This window comes from Streptomyces sp. NPDC037126, assembly GCF_055605965.1.
Genome location: NZ_JBVJTD010000020.1, coordinates 127,197 through 145,937, shown reverse-complemented (window position 1 = coordinate 145,937; position 18,741 = coordinate 127,197). Strand labels below are relative to the sequence as shown.

At 73.4% G+C, this 18,741-nt stretch carries 11 protein-coding genes; 2 read left to right on the top strand and 9 right to left on the bottom strand.

Annotation, left to right across the window (positions count from 1 at the left end; translation table 11 throughout):
• Positions 1–22: 22 nt before the first annotated feature.
• Positions 23–1,543 (top strand): glycerol kinase GlpK, encoded by a 1,521-nt coding sequence (gene glpK, locus ACZ7FF_RS34390; RefSeq protein WP_470817329.1) that lies wholly within the window; start codon positions 23–25, stop codon positions 1,541–1,543.
• A gap of 80 nt (positions 1,544–1,623) precedes the next feature.
• Here the strand turns inward: glpK and ACZ7FF_RS34385 are convergent, their stop codons facing one another.
• The 5 genes from ACZ7FF_RS34385 to ACZ7FF_RS34365 are packed head-to-tail and all read right to left on the bottom strand — an operon-like array spanning position 1,624 to position 9,555.
• The gene (locus tag ACZ7FF_RS34385) at positions 1,624–2,229 is read right to left on the bottom strand and encodes a GTP-binding protein (RefSeq protein ID WP_470817327.1); all 606 of its coding nucleotides are present in this window, start codon (positions 2,227–2,229) and stop codon (positions 1,624–1,626) included.
• On the bottom strand, positions 2,210–5,887 hold the full coding sequence (locus ACZ7FF_RS34380) for a hydantoinase B/oxoprolinase family protein (protein ID WP_470817326.1): 3,678 nt from the start codon (positions 5,885–5,887) through the stop codon (positions 2,210–2,212). The genes ACZ7FF_RS34385 and ACZ7FF_RS34380 overlap by 20 nt, the downstream gene beginning before the upstream one ends.
• Positions 5,888–5,911: 24 nt before the next feature.
• Positions 5,912–6,307, bottom strand: coding sequence for a DUF742 domain-containing protein (locus ACZ7FF_RS34375; protein WP_470817324.1), 396 nt, complete (start codon positions 6,305–6,307; stop codon positions 5,912–5,914).
• Positions 6,308–6,316: 9 nt separating this feature from the next.
• Positions 6,317–6,751, bottom strand: a complete 435-nt coding sequence (locus ACZ7FF_RS34370; protein WP_470817322.1) for a roadblock/LC7 domain-containing protein — start codon at positions 6,749–6,751, stop codon at positions 6,317–6,319.
• Positions 6,748–9,555: a nitrate- and nitrite sensing domain-containing protein gene (locus ACZ7FF_RS34365; protein ID WP_470817320.1), complete on the bottom strand. Its 2,808-nt coding sequence runs from the start codon at positions 9,553–9,555 to the stop codon at positions 6,748–6,750. The genes ACZ7FF_RS34370 and ACZ7FF_RS34365 overlap by 4 nt, the downstream gene beginning before the upstream one ends.
• A 419-nt stretch (positions 9,556–9,974) precedes the next feature.
• Between ACZ7FF_RS34365 and ACZ7FF_RS34360 the strand changes: the two genes are divergently transcribed.
• A complete protein-coding gene (locus tag ACZ7FF_RS34360) occupies positions 9,975–10,496 on the top strand; it encodes a hypothetical protein (protein WP_470817319.1) in 522 nt (173 codons plus the stop codon).
• Positions 10,497–10,631: 135 nt separating this feature from the next.
• On the opposite strand, the gene ACZ7FF_RS34355 is transcribed toward ACZ7FF_RS34360, so the two are convergent.
• From ACZ7FF_RS34355 to ACZ7FF_RS34340, 4 genes are all read right to left on the bottom strand, one after another.
• The gene (locus ACZ7FF_RS34355; protein WP_470817318.1) at positions 10,632–15,281 is read right to left on the bottom strand and encodes a hypothetical protein; all 4,650 of its coding nucleotides are present in this window, start codon (positions 15,279–15,281) and stop codon (positions 10,632–10,634) included.
• A gap of 64 nt (positions 15,282–15,345) precedes the next feature.
• Entirely contained in the window at positions 15,346–16,224 is an 879-nt protein-coding gene (locus ACZ7FF_RS34350) for a hypothetical protein (RefSeq protein ID WP_470817316.1), read from the bottom strand.
• A gap of 31 nt (positions 16,225–16,255) precedes the next feature.
• Entirely contained in the window at positions 16,256–17,785 is a 1,530-nt protein-coding gene (locus ACZ7FF_RS34345; protein ID WP_470817314.1) for a hypothetical protein, read from the bottom strand.
• 179 nt (positions 17,786–17,964) lie between these two features.
• Positions 17,965–18,666, bottom strand: a complete 702-nt coding sequence (locus ACZ7FF_RS34340) for a GntR family transcriptional regulator (RefSeq protein ID WP_470817312.1) — start codon at positions 18,664–18,666, stop codon at positions 17,965–17,967.
• Between the last annotated feature and the right edge of the window lie 75 nt (positions 18,667–18,741).

Genomic DNA, 18,741 nt, shown 5'->3' with positions numbered 1-18,741 from the left:
ACCCAGCGACCCAGGGACAGCTATGACGGACACCGCCCAGAAGTACGTCGCCGCCATCGACCAGGGCACCACGTCCAGCCGCTGCATCGTCTTCGACCACGGCGGCGCGATCGTCGCCGTCGACCAGCGCGAGCACCGCCAGATCTTCCCCAAGCCGGGCTGGGTGGAGCACGACGCCACCGAGATCTGGTCCAAGGTGCAGGCGGTGGTCGCGGGAGCGCTCGCCAAGGCCGGTCTGCGCGCCGACCAGCTGAGTGCGCTCGGCATCACCAACCAGCGGGAGACCACGGTCCTGTGGGACCGCGCCACGGGCAAGCCGGTGCACAACGCGATCGTCTGGCAGGACACCCGCACCGCGGCCCTGTGCCACGAACTCGGCGGCACGGACGGCCAGGACCGCTTCCGCGAGCAGACCGGGCTGCCGCTGGCCAGCTACTTCTCCGGGCCGAAGGCGGCCTGGCTGCTGGACCAGGTGCCCGGCCTCAGGGAACGCGCCGAGCGCGGCGAGATCGCCTTCGGCACCATCGACTCCTGGCTGATCTGGAACCTGACCGGCGGCACCGACGGCGGCCGGCACGTCACCGACGTCACCAACGCCGGGCGCACCATGCTGATGAACCTCGACACCCTGGAGTGGGATCCGGCGATCCTGTCCGCCATGAACCTGCCCGAGGCGATCCTGCCCGAGATCAGGTCCTCCGCCGAGGTGTACGGCACCGCGGTCGGGCAGCTCTCCGGAGTGCCCGTGGCCTCGGCGCTGGGCGACCAGCAGGCCGCCGTGTTCGGGCAGGCCTGCTACGACGTCGGCACCGCGAAGAACACCTACGGCACCGGCAGCTTCCTGCTGCTGAACACCGGCAGCCGGCCGGTGCCGTCCAAGAGCGGGCTGCTGACGACGATGGGCTACAAGATCGGCGGGGAGGCGCCGGTGTACTGCCTGGAGGGGTCCATAGCGATAACGGGCGCGCTGGTCCAGTGGTTCCGCGACCAGCTCGGGATCATCCGCACCGCCGACGAGATCGAGACACTGGCGGCGAGCGTCGACGACAACGGCGGGGCCTACATCGTGCCCGCGTTCTCGGGCCTGTTCGCGCCGTACTGGCGCTCCGACGCGCGCGGAGTCGTCACCGGCCTGACCCGCTACGTCACCAAGGCGCACCTCGCGCGCGCGGTGCTGGAGGCGACGAGCTGGCAGACCCGGGAGGTCGTGGACGCCATGTACCAGGACTCCGGGGTGCGCATCACCACCCTGAAGGTCGACGGCGGCATGACGAAGAACAACCTGCTCATGCAGCATCAGGCGGACGTCCTCGGCGTGCCGGTGATCAGGCCGCGGGTGTCGGAGACGACCTGTCTCGGCGCCGCCTACGCGGCCGGTCTGGCGACCGGTGTCTGGAACGACCTGGACGAGCTGAAGTCGCACTGGCAGAGGGACGCGGAGTGGACGCCCGCGATGGAGGCGTCGGCGCGCGACCGCGAGTACCGCAACTGGCGCAAGGCGGTGGAGAAGAGCTTCGGCTGGCTGGAGGAGAGCGACGCGTGACGCCGCCGTACGCGCGCGTGCCGCTCCACAGGACCACGGCCCGTACCCCGGTCGGCGGGGGTACGGGCCGTGCCCGCGGGTCAGCCGACGACGGGCTCGCGGTGGTCGGCCGCGTACTCCATGGCGTGCTGCACGACGCCGATGAGCACCTCTTTGGCCGACTCCCGGTCGCGTGCGTCGCAGAGCACGACGGGCACGTCTCCGTCCAGGTCGAGGGCCTGACGGACGGCGTCGGCCGGGTAACGGGCGGCTTCCTCGAAGCAGTTGACACCCACGAGGAAGGGGATCGAGCGCCGCTCGAAGTAGTCGACGGCGGCGAAGCAGTCCTCGAGGCGGCGCGTGTCGGCGAGGACGACGGCGCCGAGCGCGCCCTCGGACAGCTCGTCCCACATGAACCAGAACCGTTCCTGCCCGGGCGTGCCGAAGAGGTACAGCACGAGGTCCTCGCGCAGGGTGATGCGGCCGAAGTCCATGGCGACGGTGGTGGTGTGCTTGCCCTCCACACCGCTGGTGTCGTCGACCGGGCGGCCGGCCTCGGTGAGCAGCTCCTCGGTGCGCAGCGGCTTGATCTCGCTGACCGCGCCGACGAGGGTCGTCTTGCCGACGCCGAAGCCGCCGGCCACCAGGATCTTGAGCGTGACGGGCTCGACCGGTGGCTTGCCGCGCTCAGAACGCTCGAAGACCATCGTTCTCTTCTCCTGCTTGATGGGGGTCGGGCGACGGCCGGCCGTAGCCGCCGCCACCGGGGGTTTCGATGACGAGTAGGTCGCCGGGGGCGACGTCCGCGGAGCCGCTGCCGCCGAGGTCGGTGACCGTGCCGTCGGCGTGCTCCACCCGGTTGGCGCCGAGCGCTCCGGGCGCGCCGCCCGCCATGCCGTACGGGGGCACGCGGCGGTGCTGGGAGAGGGCGGAGACGGTCATGGACTCCAGGAAGCGGATGCGGCGCACGGCGCCGTCGCCGCCGCGCCAGCGTCCGCCGCCACCGCTCCCCCGCCGGACGGCGAACTCCTCCAGCCTGACCGGAAGCCGCCATTCGAGGATTTCGGGGTCGGTGAGCCGGGAGTTGGTCATGTGGGTCTGGACGACGTCGGCGCCGGGGAAGCCGTCGCCCGCTCCGGATCCGGAGGCGACGGTCTCGTAGTACTGGTGGCGTTCGTTGCCGAAGGTGACGTTGTTCATGGTGCCGGATCCCTCGGCCTGGACGCCGAGCGCCGCGTAGAGGGCGCCGGTGATGGCCTGGGAGGTCTCGACGTTTCCGGCGACGACGGCCGCCGGGGGCTCGGGGGCCAGCATGGAGCCCGGCGGCACGACGATGTCCAGGGGGCGCAGGCAGCCGTCGTTGAGCGGGATGTCGTCGGCGACCAGGGTGCGGAAGACGTACAGGACGGCCGCGTTGACGACCGCGAAGGGGGCGTTGAAGTTCGTGGCGAGCTGCGCGGACGTGCCGGTGAAGTCGATGGTGGCGCGGCGCTCGGCGCGGTCGACGCGCACGCGGACGCGGATGACGGCGCCCGAGTCGGTCTCGTAGGAGTACTCCCCGTCGGCCAGGGCGTCGACGACGCGGCGCACGGCCTCCTCGGCGTTGTCCTGGACGTGCCGCATGTAGGCCTGTACGACGTCGAGGCCGAACTCGCCGATCATGCGGCGGACCTCGTCGACGCCCTTCCGGTTGGCGGCGATCTGGGCGCGCAGGTCGGCGAGGTTGGTGCGGGGGTTGCGGGAGGGATGGGGGGCCTCGGCGAGCAGGCGGCGGGTCTCCTCCTCGCGGAAGCTGCCGTTCTCGGCGAGGAGCCAGTTGTCGAAGAGGACGCCCTCCTCCTCGATGGTGCGGCTGTGGGCCGGCATCGAGCCGGGGGCGATGCCGCCGATCTCGGCGTGGTGGCCGCGGGAGGCCACGTGGAAGAGGAGCCGGGGCCGACTGTCCGTGTCCGGCGCGGAGTCGGTGTCGAAGACCGGGGTGATCACGGTGACGTCGGGCAGGTGCGTGCCGCCGTGGTACGGGTCGTTGACGGCGTAGGTGTCGCCCGGTCGCATCGAGGTGCCCCGGCGCCGCAGGACCTCCTTGACGCTGGTGCCCATCGACCCCAGGTGAACCGGGATGTGGGGGGCGTTGGCCACCAGGTTTCCGTCCGGGTCGAACAGGGCGCAGGAGAAGTCCAGGCGTTCCTTGATGTTGACGGACTGGGCGGTGGACTCCAGTCGGGCTCCCATCTGTTCGGCGATCGACATGAAGAGGTTGTTGAAGACCTCGAGCAGGACCGGGTCGGCTTTCGTGTCGAGATCGGAACTCTGCGTGACCGCCGTGCGTTCCATGACCAGATGACCGTCGTCGGTCGCCGCGGCCCGCCAGCCGTCGTCGACGACGGTGGTGGCGCCGGCCTCCGTGATGATCGCGGGGCCGGTGACCCTTTCGCCGGGAGGAAGGGCCTCTCGGCGGTGGAGGGGTACGTCGCGCCAGGAGCCGCCGGTGTGGAGGCGGGCGGCCTCGGGCGCGCCGGGCCGGCCCTCGTACGGAGCGAGGGCGGAGAGATCGGGGGGTGCGGTGACGCCGGTGGCTTCGACGGAGAGGGATTCGACGACGATCGGACGGTCGAGGGTGAAGGAGTACGTGGCGCGATGACGTTCTTCGAAGGCGTGCCTCATGGCGTCGGACCCGGCCAGTTCGACCGTGAGCGCGGTGTCGGTGCCGTCGTAGCGGAGCTGTGCGCGGCGGGTGACCCGGATGCGGTCCCCGGGGACGTCCTCGGCGACGAGTTCGGCGCGTGCGGCGGCCTCCAGGTCGTCGGCCGTCTTGGTGACGCCGGGCATGGTGGCGGCCTCCAGCGGGGCCTCGACGGACTGCTCGCGCATGGCGGTGGTGTCGGCGAGCCCGATGCCGAGCGCGGACAGGACCCCGGCCATGGGGGGTACGAGGACGGTGCGGATCCCGAGCGACTCGGCGACCCGGCACGCGTGCTGGCCGCCCGCCCCGCCGAAGGTGGTCAGCGCGTAGCGGGTGACGTCGTGGCCCTTCTGGACGGAGATCCGCTTGACGGCGTTGGCGATGTTGGCGACGGCGATCTGCAGGTAGCCCTCGGCCACCTGCTCCGGGGTGCGCTCGTCGCCGGTCCGCTCGTGGATCTCGCGCGCGAGGTCGGTGAACCGGTCGCGGACGAGGGCGGCGTCCAGGGGCTGGTCGCCGCCGGGCCCGAACACGGCCGGGAAGTGGGTGGGCTGGATGCGGCCGAGCATCACGTTGGCGTCGGTGACGGTGAGCGGGCCGCCCGCCCGGTAGCAGACGGGGCCGGGGTCGGCGCCGGCCGAGTCGGGGCCGACCCGGTAGCGGGAGCCGTCGAAGTGCAGCACGGAGCCGCCGCCGGCCGCGACGGTGTGGATGTCCAGCATGGGGGCGCGCAGCCGGACTCCGGCGATCTGCGCGGTGAAGACGCGTTCGTAGTCGCCGGCGAAGTGCGAGACGTCGGTGGAGGTGCCGCCCATGTCGAAGCCGATGACCCGGTCGTGGCCCGCGCGCTGCGACATACGGGCCATGCCGACGATCCCGCCGGCCGGCCCGGAGAGGATGGCGTCCTTGCCGCGGAACTGTCCTGCCTCCGTGAGCCCGCCGTTGGACTGCATGAACATCAGCCGCACGCCGCTGTCGAGTTCGTCGGCGACGTGCCGCACGTAGCGACGCAGCCCCGGCGACAGGTAGGCGTCGACGACGGCGGTGTCCCCGCGCGGGACGAGTTTCATCAGCGGGCTGACCTCGCTGGACAGCGAGATCTGCGGGAAGCCGGTGCGGGCGGCGAGCTCGCCGACGGCGCGTTCGTGCGCGGGGTGGAGGTGGCTGTGCAGACAGACGACGGCGACGGCGCGGATCCCGTCGTCGTACGCCTGACGCAGCGGGCCCGCGAGGGCGTCCAGGTCGGGGGCGCGCAGCACGGTGCCGTCGGCGGCGACGCGTTCGTCCACCTCGACGACCCGTTCGTGGAGCAGTTCGGGCAGTTCGATGCGGCGGGCGAAGATGCGGGGGCGGTTCTGGTAGGCGATGCGCAGGGCGTCGCGGAAACCCCGGGTGATCACGAGGAGGGTGCGTTCACCCTTGCGTTCCAGGAGCGCGTTGGTGGCGACCGTGGTGCCCATGCGGACCGCCTCGACGGGCTCCCGGGAGTCGCCGAGGAGCGCGCGGACGCCGGCGACGGCCGCGTCGCTGAGGGGGGCGCCCCCGTCCGGGCCGGGCCGGGAGCCCGGGAGGGCCGGGTTGTCGGACAGCACCTTGCGTGTGAGCAGCCGGCCGTCCGGGCGACGCGCGACGATGTCGGTGAAGGTGCCGCCTCGGTCGACCCAGAACTGCCAGCCTGTCACGTCACTACTCCGCTTCCGCGCCGGTCACAGCGCCCGGAGGCCGTTGATCACGTCGCGCAGAATACTCTCGTCGGGCAGCTCGGCCGGGGGTACCGGGCGGGTGACATGGACGAGTTCCGCGTGCACGAGGTCCCCGATGAGGACGCGCACCACACCGATGGGCAGATCGAGTTCCGCGGCGAGCTCGGCGAGCGACTGCGGCGCCTCCCGGCAGAGCCCGACGATCTCCACGTGCTCGGGGGAGAGCGTCGGATCCGTCTCCGGGTCGCCCGCGTCGGGCTCGGCGACGACCACCGCGATCAGGTCGAGGCGGTGCTGGGCCGCACTGGTGGTGCGGCCGCGTGTCATGGCGTACGGACGGACGACCGGTCCGGCGTCGTCGTCGAACCAGTGGCTTGTTACCTGACCGTCTCCGCTCATGCCATCCCACTACCCGCCTGCGGGCAGATCGGTGCGCGGAGCGGCGCCCAGATGTACGCCGACCCGCTTGACCAGGAGGGTCATCTCGTAGGCGACCTGCCCGACATCGGAGTCGGCGTCCGAGAACACCGCGAGGCAGCTGCCGTCGCCGGCGGCGGTCACGAACAGGAAGGCGTCGTCCAGCTCGACCACCGTCTGCCGGACGCTGCCGGCGTCGAAGTGGCGGCCCACGCCCTTGGCGAGGCTGTGGAAGCCGGACGCGACGGCGGCGAGGTGCTCACTGTCCTCCCTGGTCAGGTCCTTGGACACGCCCGTGGGCAGGCCGTCGCCGGACAGTACGACGGCCTTGCGGATGCTGGCGACCCGGTCCACGAGGTCGTCCAGGAGCCAGTTCAGCTCGCCGTTGTTCGTCGCCGTGTGGCCGGCCGCCTTCGGTGCGGTCATCGACCGTCCCCCTTAGTCGTTCCTGGTGCTGTGCCGTTCCGGGCCTCGTCGCCCGCGGCGTTCTCGTCGCGGCCGCGCTGCCAGCCGCGCTGGAGCGAGGCCATACGGCTGCGTACCTCCTCGGCGTCGCGGTCGGCGGGCTCCGCCGCACGCTCGGTCCGCCGTTCGGTGTCCTGCTTGAGCTGGGGGGCCAGGCTGGCCTGTCGCACGCGCCGGGGCAACGGGCCGGTGCCCGCTTCCGCGCCCGAGTCGGCCGCCGGCCGGGCCGGGCCGTCGGAGGCGGTCGGCGTGGACCGGATGCGCCGGGGCAGGTCCGGAGCCCCGGGTGTCTCGCCGACGCCGCCGGGCGGGGCGGGCCGGAGTTCGTCCGCGCGGTCGGCGCTCTCGGCCGGGCGCCGGGCTGCCGGGCCGCGGCGGCGGGGCAGCGGCGCCGGCCCCGCCTCGGCGCTCTGCGGGCCCGTGGAGGCCTGGCGGCCCGGTTCGGGCCGACGGGAGCGCTGGTCGGTGACGGGCTTGCCGTGCGAGCTGACCAGCTTGGGTGTCTGCCGCCGCGGGAGCGGTACGAGTCCGGGGTCGCCGGTCTCGGGGAACGCCGTGCGGTCGCCCGGCCGGGGGGCCGCCTCGTCCTCGGCCGGGTCGCCGGCCGGATCGTCGGCGCGGGACCGGGAACGGCGGGGGCGGAAGAGACCGCCGCGCTCGCTGTCCTCGTCCGCGAGGACGCCGGGGAAGTCGTCGAGGGCGTCGAGATCGACGGGCGCCTCCAGCTCCACCGGGCCGTCCAGCACGGAGGTCGGCAGGCCGGGCAGCTGCAGCTGTGCCCGGGGCCGTCCGGCGGCCCGGCTCACCGGCTGGCCGGTGTCCTTCGCGGGACGGTCGCGGTCGAGGCGGAAGCCGATGCCGTTGGTGTCCGGGACCTCGTCGCTGAGCAGCGCGTCGGGGATGAAGACGACGGCGGTGGTGCCTCCGTAGGGCGAAGGCTGGAGTGAGACGCGGACGTTCTGCCGCTGCGCGAGGCGGCTGACCACGAACAGACCGAGCCGGTCGGTGTCGGAGAGTTCGAACTCGGGGGTCTCGGCGAGGCGCAGGTTGGCGTCCAGGAGCGCCTCGGCCGTCATGCCCAGACCCCGGTCGTGGATCTCCAGGGTGAAGCCGTTGGCGACCCGCTCGCCGATGACCTGGACGGCGGTGTGCGGGGGCGAGAAGACCGTGGCGTTCTCCAGGAGTTCGGCCACGAGGTGGGTGACGTCGGCGACGGCCGGACCGGTCACGGCGACGCGCGGGAGGCGGCGGACCTCGACGCGCTCGTAGTCCTCGACCTCGGCGACGGCGGCGCGGACGATGTCCATCAGCTGCACGGGCCGGCGCCACTGCCGGGACGGCGCGGCGCCGGAGAGGATCACCAGGCCCTCGGCGTGCCGGCGCATACGGGTGGTGAGGTGGTCCAGGCGGAAGAGGTCGGCGAGTTCGTCGGTGTCCTCGGTCCGGCGTTCCATGGTGTCGAGGAGCGTGAGCTGCTTGTGCAGCAGCACCTGGCTGCGGCGGGCGAGGTTGACGAACACCTCGGAGACACCGGCCCGCAGCTCGGCCTGCTTGACGGCGGCCTCGACGGCGGCGCGCTGGAGGGTGTTGAGTGCCTGGCCGACCTCGCCCATCTCGTTCTTGTCGTACTCCAGGCGCGGCACCTCGGTCTCGACGTCGACCTGTTCGCCCACGGACAGGCGGCGCATCACGCTGGGCAGCCGGACCCCGGACGCCTCGTGCGCGTCCAGGCGCAGCTGCCGCAGGTCGCGGATGAGGCCGCGGCCGATCCGGACGGAGAGGACGACGGACACCAGGAGCGCGATCAGGCCGAGCAGGCCCGCGACGGCGGCCTGTGCGATGACGCCCATGGCGACGGGGTGCATGCGCTCCTGGAAACGGTCGCCCGCCTGGTCGTCGAGGGTGCCCAGGTTGTGGAGGACGCTCCCGGCGGCGGAGTCCCAGCTCTTCGCGGTGACGTCGCGCGGGGTGCCCGAACCGCTGTCGGTGACGGTCTGTTCGGCCGCGCGCAGCGGGGCGGTGGTGGCGTTGTTCCAGAAGCGCTCGTAGCGTTCGCGCTCCGCGGCGGGCAGCACCGGCAGGCTGATGTCGTACAGGAGGGTGCGCTGGGCGACGAGGTCGGAGATGTCGCGGGTCTCGTCGCGGGTGAGCCGGCCGACCACGAGCGAGGAGCCGAGCAGGGCGTCCTCGCGGGAGAGCAGTTCGCGGGCGCGGCTGATGTTGACCAGGGCGCGGGACTGCTTGTCCATGTCGACGTCGTCGATGCCGTCGAGGGTGGCGAGCAGCGCGTAGCAGGGGTCGACGAGGCGGTCGTAGAGGTCGAGGGCCTGGGCGCGGTTGACCGTGCCCCCCTCGACGCTGCGGCGCAGGGCGTCGAGCCCGCCGAAGGCGTCGAGGACGGCGGTGAGGTGTTCGTTGTCGCTCGCGTTCAGGCCGCCGAGGAGATGGCGGTCGCCGGCGTTCTTCCGGAACCTGGCGATGGCCCGGTCGGTGGCGGTGCGGGTGCGCTGCAGGGCGGAGAGCGTGTCGGAGGCCCGCGGGTCGGCGAGGTAGACGAGGGTCTGCCGGCGCTCCTGCTGGAGGACGCGGACGGTGTCCTCGGTGGGATAGCCGATGTCCTGTACGACGTCGGTCACCTGGAACAGCCGGGCGGCTTCGCGCCCCGTGACGACCGTGGCGAAGCCCCAGATGGCGGTCAGCGACAGCAGCGGCACGAGAAGCAGCGCCACGATCTTCCGGCGGATCGACTTCCCGCGAAAGCGCATGGCCTCCCCCAGCTCGACCCCCGCCGGCCGGGGGTGTACGTGTGCGTCAACAAACGGCGCGAGCCTACTACCGCCTCACAGTTAACTCGAAGACCTGTCCGGAAGGCGAACTTCCGTGCCCGCCCCCGGACGGGGTGAGTTGTCCGGGCATTACGGGAGATTGACCCGCGATTCGGAGGGGCACTCCAGGAGCGGACGAGTGGGCACGGACGGGCGGTTGGCTGGAATTTTTCGCCGATGGGGAATCTTCGTGCGCTCTCGCTCGTCCTTCTCTACGGGAAATGGGGGCGGAATGGGCCACAGGAGCCGCATCCCGCACCCCGGCAGCGTAAAACAGCGCAAGCCGGGCAGCCACAGGGGAGTCGGGGTCTTCGGACATCGGGGCAAGCGGTCTGCAGGCGGTGGGGAGTGACACGGTGATGGGCACGGCGGAGCGGAGCAAGGCGCCCGGGCAGAGCGTGGCGGGGCGGCGCGGACACCATGCCGCGGATCGCGGCATCCCGGCGCAGGCGCGCGCCGGGGAGTTCTTGGAGGACGAACAGGACCGGGAATACCGGCCGTTGTGGGTGGAGGAGCCGGCGCGCCGGCATCCCATACCCGACCCGGTGCGCACGGCGGCGGTGCGGGCGCTCATCGTCATCGCGGTGACGCTGATCGAGGCGATGGTGGCGTTCCTGTGCACGATGGCCGGGTCCTGGCTGGCGTTCCCCATGGTGATCAGCAGCGTGGCGAGCACGGTGGTGGCCACCTGGGCCGTGGTCGACGTCTGGGTGACCCGCCAGGTGTGGAACCAGCGGCACGGAGTGGTCTCCGAGCCGAGCAGCACCGCCAGGGCGCTGCGCCGCGAGCGGCGGGCCCACAGGCGGCAGGAGCCGGCGCCCCAGCGGGACCAGGAGCGGATAGGACGGCGGGGCGGCACAGGACAGTTGTCGCACTCCTGACGGCATCGCCCCGGCGGCCCGGGGCTCGCGGCCGCGCGCCGGTCGCCACGCTGCGGTGCGGTCGGGCCCGTCCGAAGCAGGGCGGGCCCGACCGGAGCGGGACGGGCCCGTGCAGAGGGCGCGGGTCCCTGACGGCTATGCAGGTCGCTTGTACATCCGTGTCGCGGTGATCTCGCTGTGCACCGCTTCTCCGGTCTGAGGCTGCTGAGGAAGACCGGGGCGCAGGTGCTCCTCCACGCTGATGTACTTCAGGCCGGCCCTGAGGTCGGCGTCGTTGCGCAGACGGATGACCAGCGGGAACTCCGCCAGTGCGGTGGTGTCGAACAGGCCCGTGGTGTAGAGCAGCTGCACGCCGAGCGCGTCGGACACGGCCCGTTGGAGCTCCAGCAGATACGTGGCGTTGGCGCGGCCGATCGGGTTGTCCAGGAACAGCGTGCCAGCGTGCCGGTGCCTGTCACGGCCCCGGTCGTTCGACCGGAGCGCGGCCATCGTGCAGTACAGGGCGATCGCGGCGGTCAGGAGCTGACCGCCCGAGAACACGTCGCCCATCTGCCCGACGGGCACCCGCTCGGCCCGCAGCACGGCGTCCGGCTTGAGGATCTCGACCGCCACGCCCTTCGGCTGCAGTGCCGCCGCGACGCCCCGCAGCAGCAGGGACATGCCGTCGCGGCGCAGGTCGGAGTTCTTCTTCACGGCCGCGCGCGTGGCCTCGTCGATGACCTCGCCGAGCCGTTCGGTGAGCGTGGCCTGGTCGGGCTCCTCGAAGCGGATGCGCAGGAACTCCTGGCCGGACCACTCGCCGAGCCCCTCGGGCAGCCGGGAGAGCCGCTGGGCGGACCTGAGCGTCGCCAGAGCCGACTCCACGAGACCGCGCAGCCGGTCCACGATCGAGTCGCGGTTGCGCTCCAGCTGCGCCAACTCGTCGGTCAGGACGCGCAGTCGGGGCGCGAAGGCGTCCGCCCACTTCTGCGCGTGCTCGGGGAGCGCGGAGGCGGGCAGTTCACGGATCTGCTGCCGGGCCGGGGTGCGGACCTGTTCGTAGCGGGTGGAGTTGGCGTGCCGGACGAGCACGTCGCTCGCCTCGCGCACGGCTCCCTCGGCGGCGGAGAGGTCGGCGGAGCAGCCGCGCAGCGAGCGGCGGGCCTCGGCGGCGGAGTGCCGGGCCTCCTCCAGGCCGCCGGAGTACGGCTCCGGTTCCTCCTGCTCCTCCTCGGCGTGCTCGCGCAGCAGGTCCCGGAGCATCGCGGCGATCTCGTCGAAGCCGCCGGCCGCGTCCTCGGCGGCCCGGTGGGCGGCCAGCAGCTCGGCGTGGGCGGCGCGGGCCTCGGCCAGCGCCTCGGCGCGGGCGGCGAGTTCGCCCGTGGCGGTGCGCAGGAGGGCCTGGGCGTGCTCGGCGTCGCGCGGGACGAGATCCTCGGGCAGCTCGGTGTGCGCCTCGCCGTCCTCGGGCGCGTGCCGCTCGGCCTCGCCGCGCAGCCGGCCGAGCTGCTCGCTCGCGGTGGACATGCGGGTCTCCAGGAGCTGGACCAGCTCCTCGGCACGCGCGGCCGCCGCCTGCCGGGAGGGTCCGTCGGAGCCGTCGGGCGACTGGAGGAGCTGCTCGGCACGGGTGCGGACCTTGTTGCTGAGCCGGTCCAGTTCGGCGCGGGCGGCGCTCTCGTCGCTCTCGGCGCGGGCCTGCTCGGCGCGCAGGTCGGCGCCGACACCGACCTTCTCGTACAACTGCGAGGCGGCCCGGTAGGCCTCGCGCAGGGCGGGCAGGGCGGCCTGCGGGGCGTCCGCGTCGTCGGCCGGCACGTCGTCGGGGGCGCCGGCGATCTCGGAGCGTTCGGCGCGCAGGGCGCGGGCGGTGCGGCGGGCGTCGTCGGCGGCGCGCTGGGCGCCGCGGCGGTCCTCGTCGGCGGCGCGGGCACGTTCCAGGCAGACCTGGGCGCGGGCCTCGGACTCCGCGGCCTCGTCGGCGAGTTCGCGCAGTTTGACCTGCCAGCCGGCGCGCTCGCGGAGCCGGAAGGCGAGTCCGGCGAGGGCGTCGGCGGCGCGCCGGGCCTTCTGCGCGGTCTCCTGCCGTTCGTCACGGACCTGGGTGGCCTCGGCGGCGGCCTCCTCGGCCTCCGCGCGTGCGGTGCGTGCCTCGGCGAGTTCGGCCTCGCTCTCCTCGGCGAAGGCGCGGGCCTCCTCGGCGGCCGCGGACAGCTCGACGAGGCGTCCGGCCGGGCAGCCGGTGCGCCAGGAGGCGAGCCGGGCGGCGAGTTCGCGGTCCTTGCCGAGCCGGGCGGCGAGCGTGCGGATCTCCTCGTCGCGCTCGGTGGCCCGGGCGCGCAGCGTCTGCCGTTCCTCGTCGGCGGCGTGCTCGTCGTGCATGGCCGGGTTCGGCGGCACGAGGAAGACGTCGGCGGGGCCGGTGCCCTCGGCGGGGGTCGGGGCGAGCAGGGCGGCTGCCGTGCCGACGGCCACCGCGGAGCGGGGCAGCAGGGCGGCGTCGCCGAGGGCCTCGCGGGCACGCGCGTGCGTGTCGGGGTCGGTGATGATCACACCGTCGACCAGTTCCGGGCGGGCGGCGAGCACGCGCGCGTGGTCGGCGGGGTCGACGGCCTGGGCGAGGTAGCGCCAGCCGGGCAGCGCGGGGATGCCGCGCTCGCCGAGGAACTCGACGGTGGCCAGCACGTCGGGCCCGGGCGGCAGCAGCCCGCCGTGGCCCAGGGCGCCGAGGATCCTCGCGTCGTCGGCGGCGGCCGTGCGCAGGTCGAAGAGGTGGCGTTCGGCGCTCGACACGGAGTCGTCGAGGAGTTCACGCAACTCGTCCGCGAACCGGTCGAGTTCCTCGGCGGTGAGGGGGGCGCCGGCCGGGTCGTCCGCGTCCGCGGTCCGGCCCGGGCGCGTGCCGTCGGCCCCTTCCGTCCGGGGCGCGGGCACGCCCGCGCGGGACGCTCCGGACGGCGCGCCCGGCAGGCTCAGCAGTTCCGCGAGCCGCTCCTCGGCGGCCAGCGACTCCGCGAGGCGCCGCTCGGCGTCGTACGTCCGCTCGGCCGCGGTCGCCGCGTCCGCCGCGCGGGCCGCGGTCAGCTCGGCGCGGGACTCGGCGGAGGCCGTCTCGCGGGCGTGCTCGGTCGCCTTGCGGGCGGCCTCGCGGGCGGTGTCCCAGGCGGCGACGGCGGTCTTCTCGGCGTCGCTGGCGGCCAGTGCGGCGCGGGCCGGGTCGGCGTCCGGGGCGCTGTCGTCGAGCCAGCCGGCGCGGACCGCCTCGGCGGTCTCCTGCTCGACCTCGGTGAGCCGCTGGCGCAGGTGTCCGGCCTCGCTGCGGGCCCGCTGGGCCTCGGTGGCCGCGCCCGTGGAGTCGCGGTGGGCGGAGTCGCTGACCCCCTGGAGGGCGGCGGAACGCTCCTCCTCCTCGTTGGCGAGGCTCTCTGCGCTCCCGGCGGCCGCGTGCAGCGCCCGTACGAGGTCCACGGCGGCCTTGGCGCGGGCGGCGAGGGCGGGGGCCGCGTCGCGTTCGGCCTCCTGGATGGCGGCCGAGACGCGTGCGGCGCGGTCGGCGGCCGCGCGGTGGCGCAGCACGGCCTCGGCGGCCTGCCAGGCGGAGTGCAGGGTGCGGGCGTCGGCCAGCTCGCGCTTCTGGGCGGCGGCGGCCTTCTCGGCGGCCGCGAGGGCCAGGGAGGCGTGCCGGTAGGCGAGTTCGGCGGCGACCAGGGAGCTGCGCTCCCGTGCGCCCTCGGAGTGCGTGACGGCGTACGCGGCGGCCGTGACCCGCTGGGCGAGGTCGGCGGCCCGCACCCGCTCCTGGACGGCCCGCGCGGACAGCCGCCGGGCCAGCGTGCGGGTGCGGCGCTCGGCGCCCGCGTGGACGTCACGCGCGCGGGAGCGGGCTTCGGCGGCCTCGACGATCCGTCCGAGCAGGTCTGCCGAGCCGGCGGTGAAGTCGCGTTCGGCGATGAGTTCGGCGCGCCGGCCGAGCTTGTTGCCGAAGCCGCCGACGAGGTCGGCGAGGCCGTCGGTGTCCCGGGTGTCGGTGACCGCGCGCAGCAGCAGGTCGGTGAAGTCGGAGTCCTTCTTGACCGCGAAGAGTCCGGCCGCCTCGCCCTCGTCGGCGTTCATCTCCCGCTGGTAGCGGAAGAGCTCCGGGTCGAGGCCCAGCTCGCCGAGGTGCTCGATCCAGCGGTCGTGGATCTCCTCCCAGTGGACCTCCAGGTGCGGGTAGGCCTTGCCGGCCTCCATGAGGGCGTCGCGGAAGCCCTTCATGGTGCGGCGGCGGCCCTGGGCGCCGGAGGTGCCCTCGACGGGCGGCCGTACGGCAGTGGACTCGGCCACCGGCAGGTTGTCCAGGCTGAGGCCGGGTCCGGGCCGGAAGGAGTACCAGGCCTCGGCGAACTTGCGCGGGTCGTTGGACACCTGCCGTCCGCGCCACTCGCTGACCTTGCCGACCACGACGCACTCGCCGGTCTGCACGTGCTGCCACTCCAGGGCCACGTGTCCGCAGTCGTCGGCGAGCAGGAACTTGCGCAGCACGCCGGAGCTGGCGCCGCCGAGGGTGTTGCGGTGGCCCGGCAGCATCACCGAGAAGATCAGCTTGAGCAGGACGGACTTGCCGCCGCCGTTCTCCAGGAACAGCACGCCGGCGGGCGCGGGCCGGCGCGGCGGCCCGGACGGCTCCTCCTCGAAGAACTCCGCCTGCGTGGGCGCCGGGTCGGGCACGGGCTCGCCCACGCCCCGCAGGTCAAGCACGGTGTCGGCGTAGCGCGCACCGGCGGGACCGATGGAGTAGAGGCGGACCCGGGACAGCTCGTACATGGCGGACTCTCGTAAGTCTGGTGAAAGGTGCGGTGGTTCGGGCGCGTCAGGGGGTGCGGACGCTTCAGGAGTGGAACGGCAGCCCCGCGTCGGCCACCAGTTCCAGGTCGTCGGTGTCGTCGCCGGGCAGCAGGGTGGCCGTGCCGTCGGTCACCGGGACGACGCCCAGCTCCAGCAGTTCGGCCATGGCGGCGCTGCCGGCCATGTCACGGACCTGGAGCTGGTAGCGGGCCGTGGTGCGGTAGGTGCCGCCGCTGTCGTCGCCGGTGCGCTGCAGGAAGCCCGAGTCGGTGAGGAAGGCCAGGGCCTTCGCGACGATGCCGGTGGTGGAGGAGGCGGGCCGGCGGGCGTCCTTGGTGGCGCCGGTGGCGCTGCGTCTGGCCCAGATCCGCCAGGCTGCCTCCAGGCCGGGCGCATCGGTGGCCGGGTCGGTGTTCTCGCCGTGCTCCTCGGCGCGCTCCTCCAGGCGGCGGCAGGCCTGCCGTACGAAGGCGTCGACGCCGTTGACCGTGACCCGGCCGATGTAGGTGTCGTCGGCCAGGTCCTCGGGGCGCGGGAACGCCAGGGCGGCGACGGCGAGATGGGCAAGTCCGTGCAGGAAGCGGTCGCCCGAGTCGGCGGCGGTGCGACGCGCGTAGTCGCCCATGCGGACGGCGAACACCGAGTCCTCGGCGGCGGTCACGGCCATCCCCGCGCGCGTGGACACCTCCAGCACGACGAGTCCCAGACCGGCGGCGACGGCGTCGGCGAGGCGTGCGAACGGCGGGTCGTCGCGGTAGCGGCGCAGCAGCTCGGTGTACTCCTGGTCGCGTGCGGGCTGCAGTTTGGGCTGCAGCCCGAAGGCGACGAGCCGCGCCGCGTCGGCGGCGTCGGCGGGGGTGACGGCGGCGGATGCCGACGGGGCCGCGGCCTCCGTGTCACTCCACTCGACGTGCTCGCTCACGGTTGGGACTCCTTGTCGCGCTGTTGTCGGCTCATGCTGCTTCCGTGCGGTCCGCGGCCATTCCCGCCGCGTCGAGCAGGGCGGTGCCCACGATCAGGTCCGCCCCGCCGAACTCGGGGTCGTCGAGTTCGGTGCCGTCGTCCACGGCGAACAGCAGTTTCTCCTCGCCCTGCCGATAGGCGGTGCCGACGGCGGGGCTGGCCGCGTGGACCGCCAGCAGGGCGACCAGATAGGCCAGATCGGTGTCGCCGGTGCGGCGGGCCTCGCCGAGCAGGCCCGAGAGTCTGCGCGGGGCGTCGGCGGGCAGGTCGAGCAGCTCCATGGCGGTGGCGAGCTGCTCCTCGCTGAACCGGCTGTCGTCCGGCGTCGCGATCAGGTCGGGTTCGGGCATCTCGGCGCCCAGGTGCTCGCGTTCCACGGGCGGTGTCAGCAGTATGTCGACGAGGTCCGCCACCCGCACGGACACCGGTGTCCGCAAGCCCGTGCCGTGGGTGAAGAACGCGTCCGTGACGCGGGTCGCCTGCTCCACCGGCAGGGTCAGCACCGGTGCGACCAGGTGGCCGTAGAGGTCCGTCCCGGAGGTGGTCGCGTGGGTGGCGAAGGCCTGCCGGTCCTGTTCCGCGCGGAACAGCGGGCCCGCCTCCAGGAGCCGGGACTGGAGCTGGGTGTGCCGGCGGATGCAGTCCTTGACGATGTCGACGAGCTCGGCGGCGCGGCGCTTGTGCTCGGGCTCCTCGGTCTCGTCGCGGGCCTTGCGGATGTTGGTGAGGATGGCGTTCTCGTGGCGGTAGCGGTCGGCCACGTGGTCCAGGGCCTCGGCGATCATGTCGGGCACGGCGTTGAGCCAGTCGACCGCGCGCACGTTGCGCCGTGTGGCGTCCAGGGCGCGGCGCAGCGTCTCGGAGTACTGCACCGTGCGGTACCTGGCCTGCTCGGCGGCGAGCTGGGCGTCGGCGAGCCGGCCGCGGTTGATCAGCACCTCCAGCTTGACCTCGGCGGCGATCTGGGCGCTGGTGACGTCGGTGTCGAGGGCGCCGACGAGGACGTTGACCGCCTCGTCGGTCGTCCGCAGGTACACCGTGCCGCCGGGGCCGGGGACCTCCTCGATCAGCTTGAAGTCGTAGTCACGGCGGACATAGGTGCCGTCCGTCGCGAAGGTGCCGTAGACCGCGCGGAAGCCGCGGTCCACGCTGCCGACGTTGATCAGGTTCTCCAGGACCCAGCGGGCCACGCGCTCGTGTTCGGCGGCGGGGCGGTGCGGGGCCTGGGCGGCGATGCGCGGGATCAGCCGGGCGACGATCTGCTCGTGGTCGGCGCCGGTGTCGAAGTCCATGTTGAGGGTGACCAGGTCGATGGCGGCCAGTGCCACCTCGGCCATTCCGTACAACGAGTACTCGCCGGCCAGGTTGGCCTTGCGTGCGTCGAGGTCGTGCAGCGGCGCGGTGCAGGCGAGCGCGCGCAGCCGACGCGCCAGCCCCTCGTCGGCGGCCGGGCCCGGTGCCGGGCGCGGCCCCGCGCTGAGCTGGGGCGGAACGCTGTCCGTCGGTGCAGGCGAAGTCACGGTGCACAGACTAGGTCCTCGGTCTGACATCGACCCAAACGAGAGGCTCTGCCGGTTTGGCCGGGGAGGGCGCGTCCGCGTTCCCGCGCGGCTGCGCCGCGGTTCCCCGCTCCTGCCACGGGGGCTCTCCTCGCCCTGCCGGTGCTCCCCCTTGCCTCCGCGGGGGTGCTCCCTCGCCCCTACGGGACGCTCTCCTCGCCGACCCTGCGCCGGTACACCTCCACCACCCGTTCCAGGGAGTCCGCGAGGTAGGTCTCCAGCAGCGCCTCCGCCCCCGGCCGGTCCCCGGACTCCAGCGCCCGGAGGATCTGGTGGTTGCGGGCGAGGTACGGCTCGTGCAGCCGGCGCGGGTCGTCCACGACGTGGAAGGCGAGCCGCAGCTCGGCGAAGACACTGCGCATCAGCTCGTCGGTGCGCTCGCTCCCGGCGAGGGCGACCAGTTCCTGGTGGAAGTGGATGTTGGCCGTACCCATCGCTTTCCAGTCATTCTCGACGGCGGCCCTCTCCCCCTCGGCGACCGCGGCGGCGAGCCCCCGCACCGGGTACGGCGGCTCGCCGAGACCCCGGACGACGGCGCACTCGACGAGGGAGCGCGTCCGGTAGATGTCCTCGACGTCCTCGACGGTCAGGACCCGGACGAACACGCCCCGGTTGAGCTCGTGGACGAGCAGGCGTTCGTGGGTGAGCAGCCGGAACGCCTCGCGCAGGGTGTTGCGGGAGACGCCCAGCGCCCCGCCGATGCTGTCCTCGGAGAGCCGGGTGCCGGGTGGGAAGTACCCGTCGGCGATACGGCTCCTGAGGATGTCCGAAACCCTCTCCGCCGTGCTCGTGCGCCCCAACAGGGCGCGGTCGTCGGCCAGTCCCGCCAGCTGCTCTGCCATGCCCGGAATTCAATCGCAGACACCGGGACGAGACAACGGGGGTATTGAAGGATCGTTGAACGATCCTCTACGGTG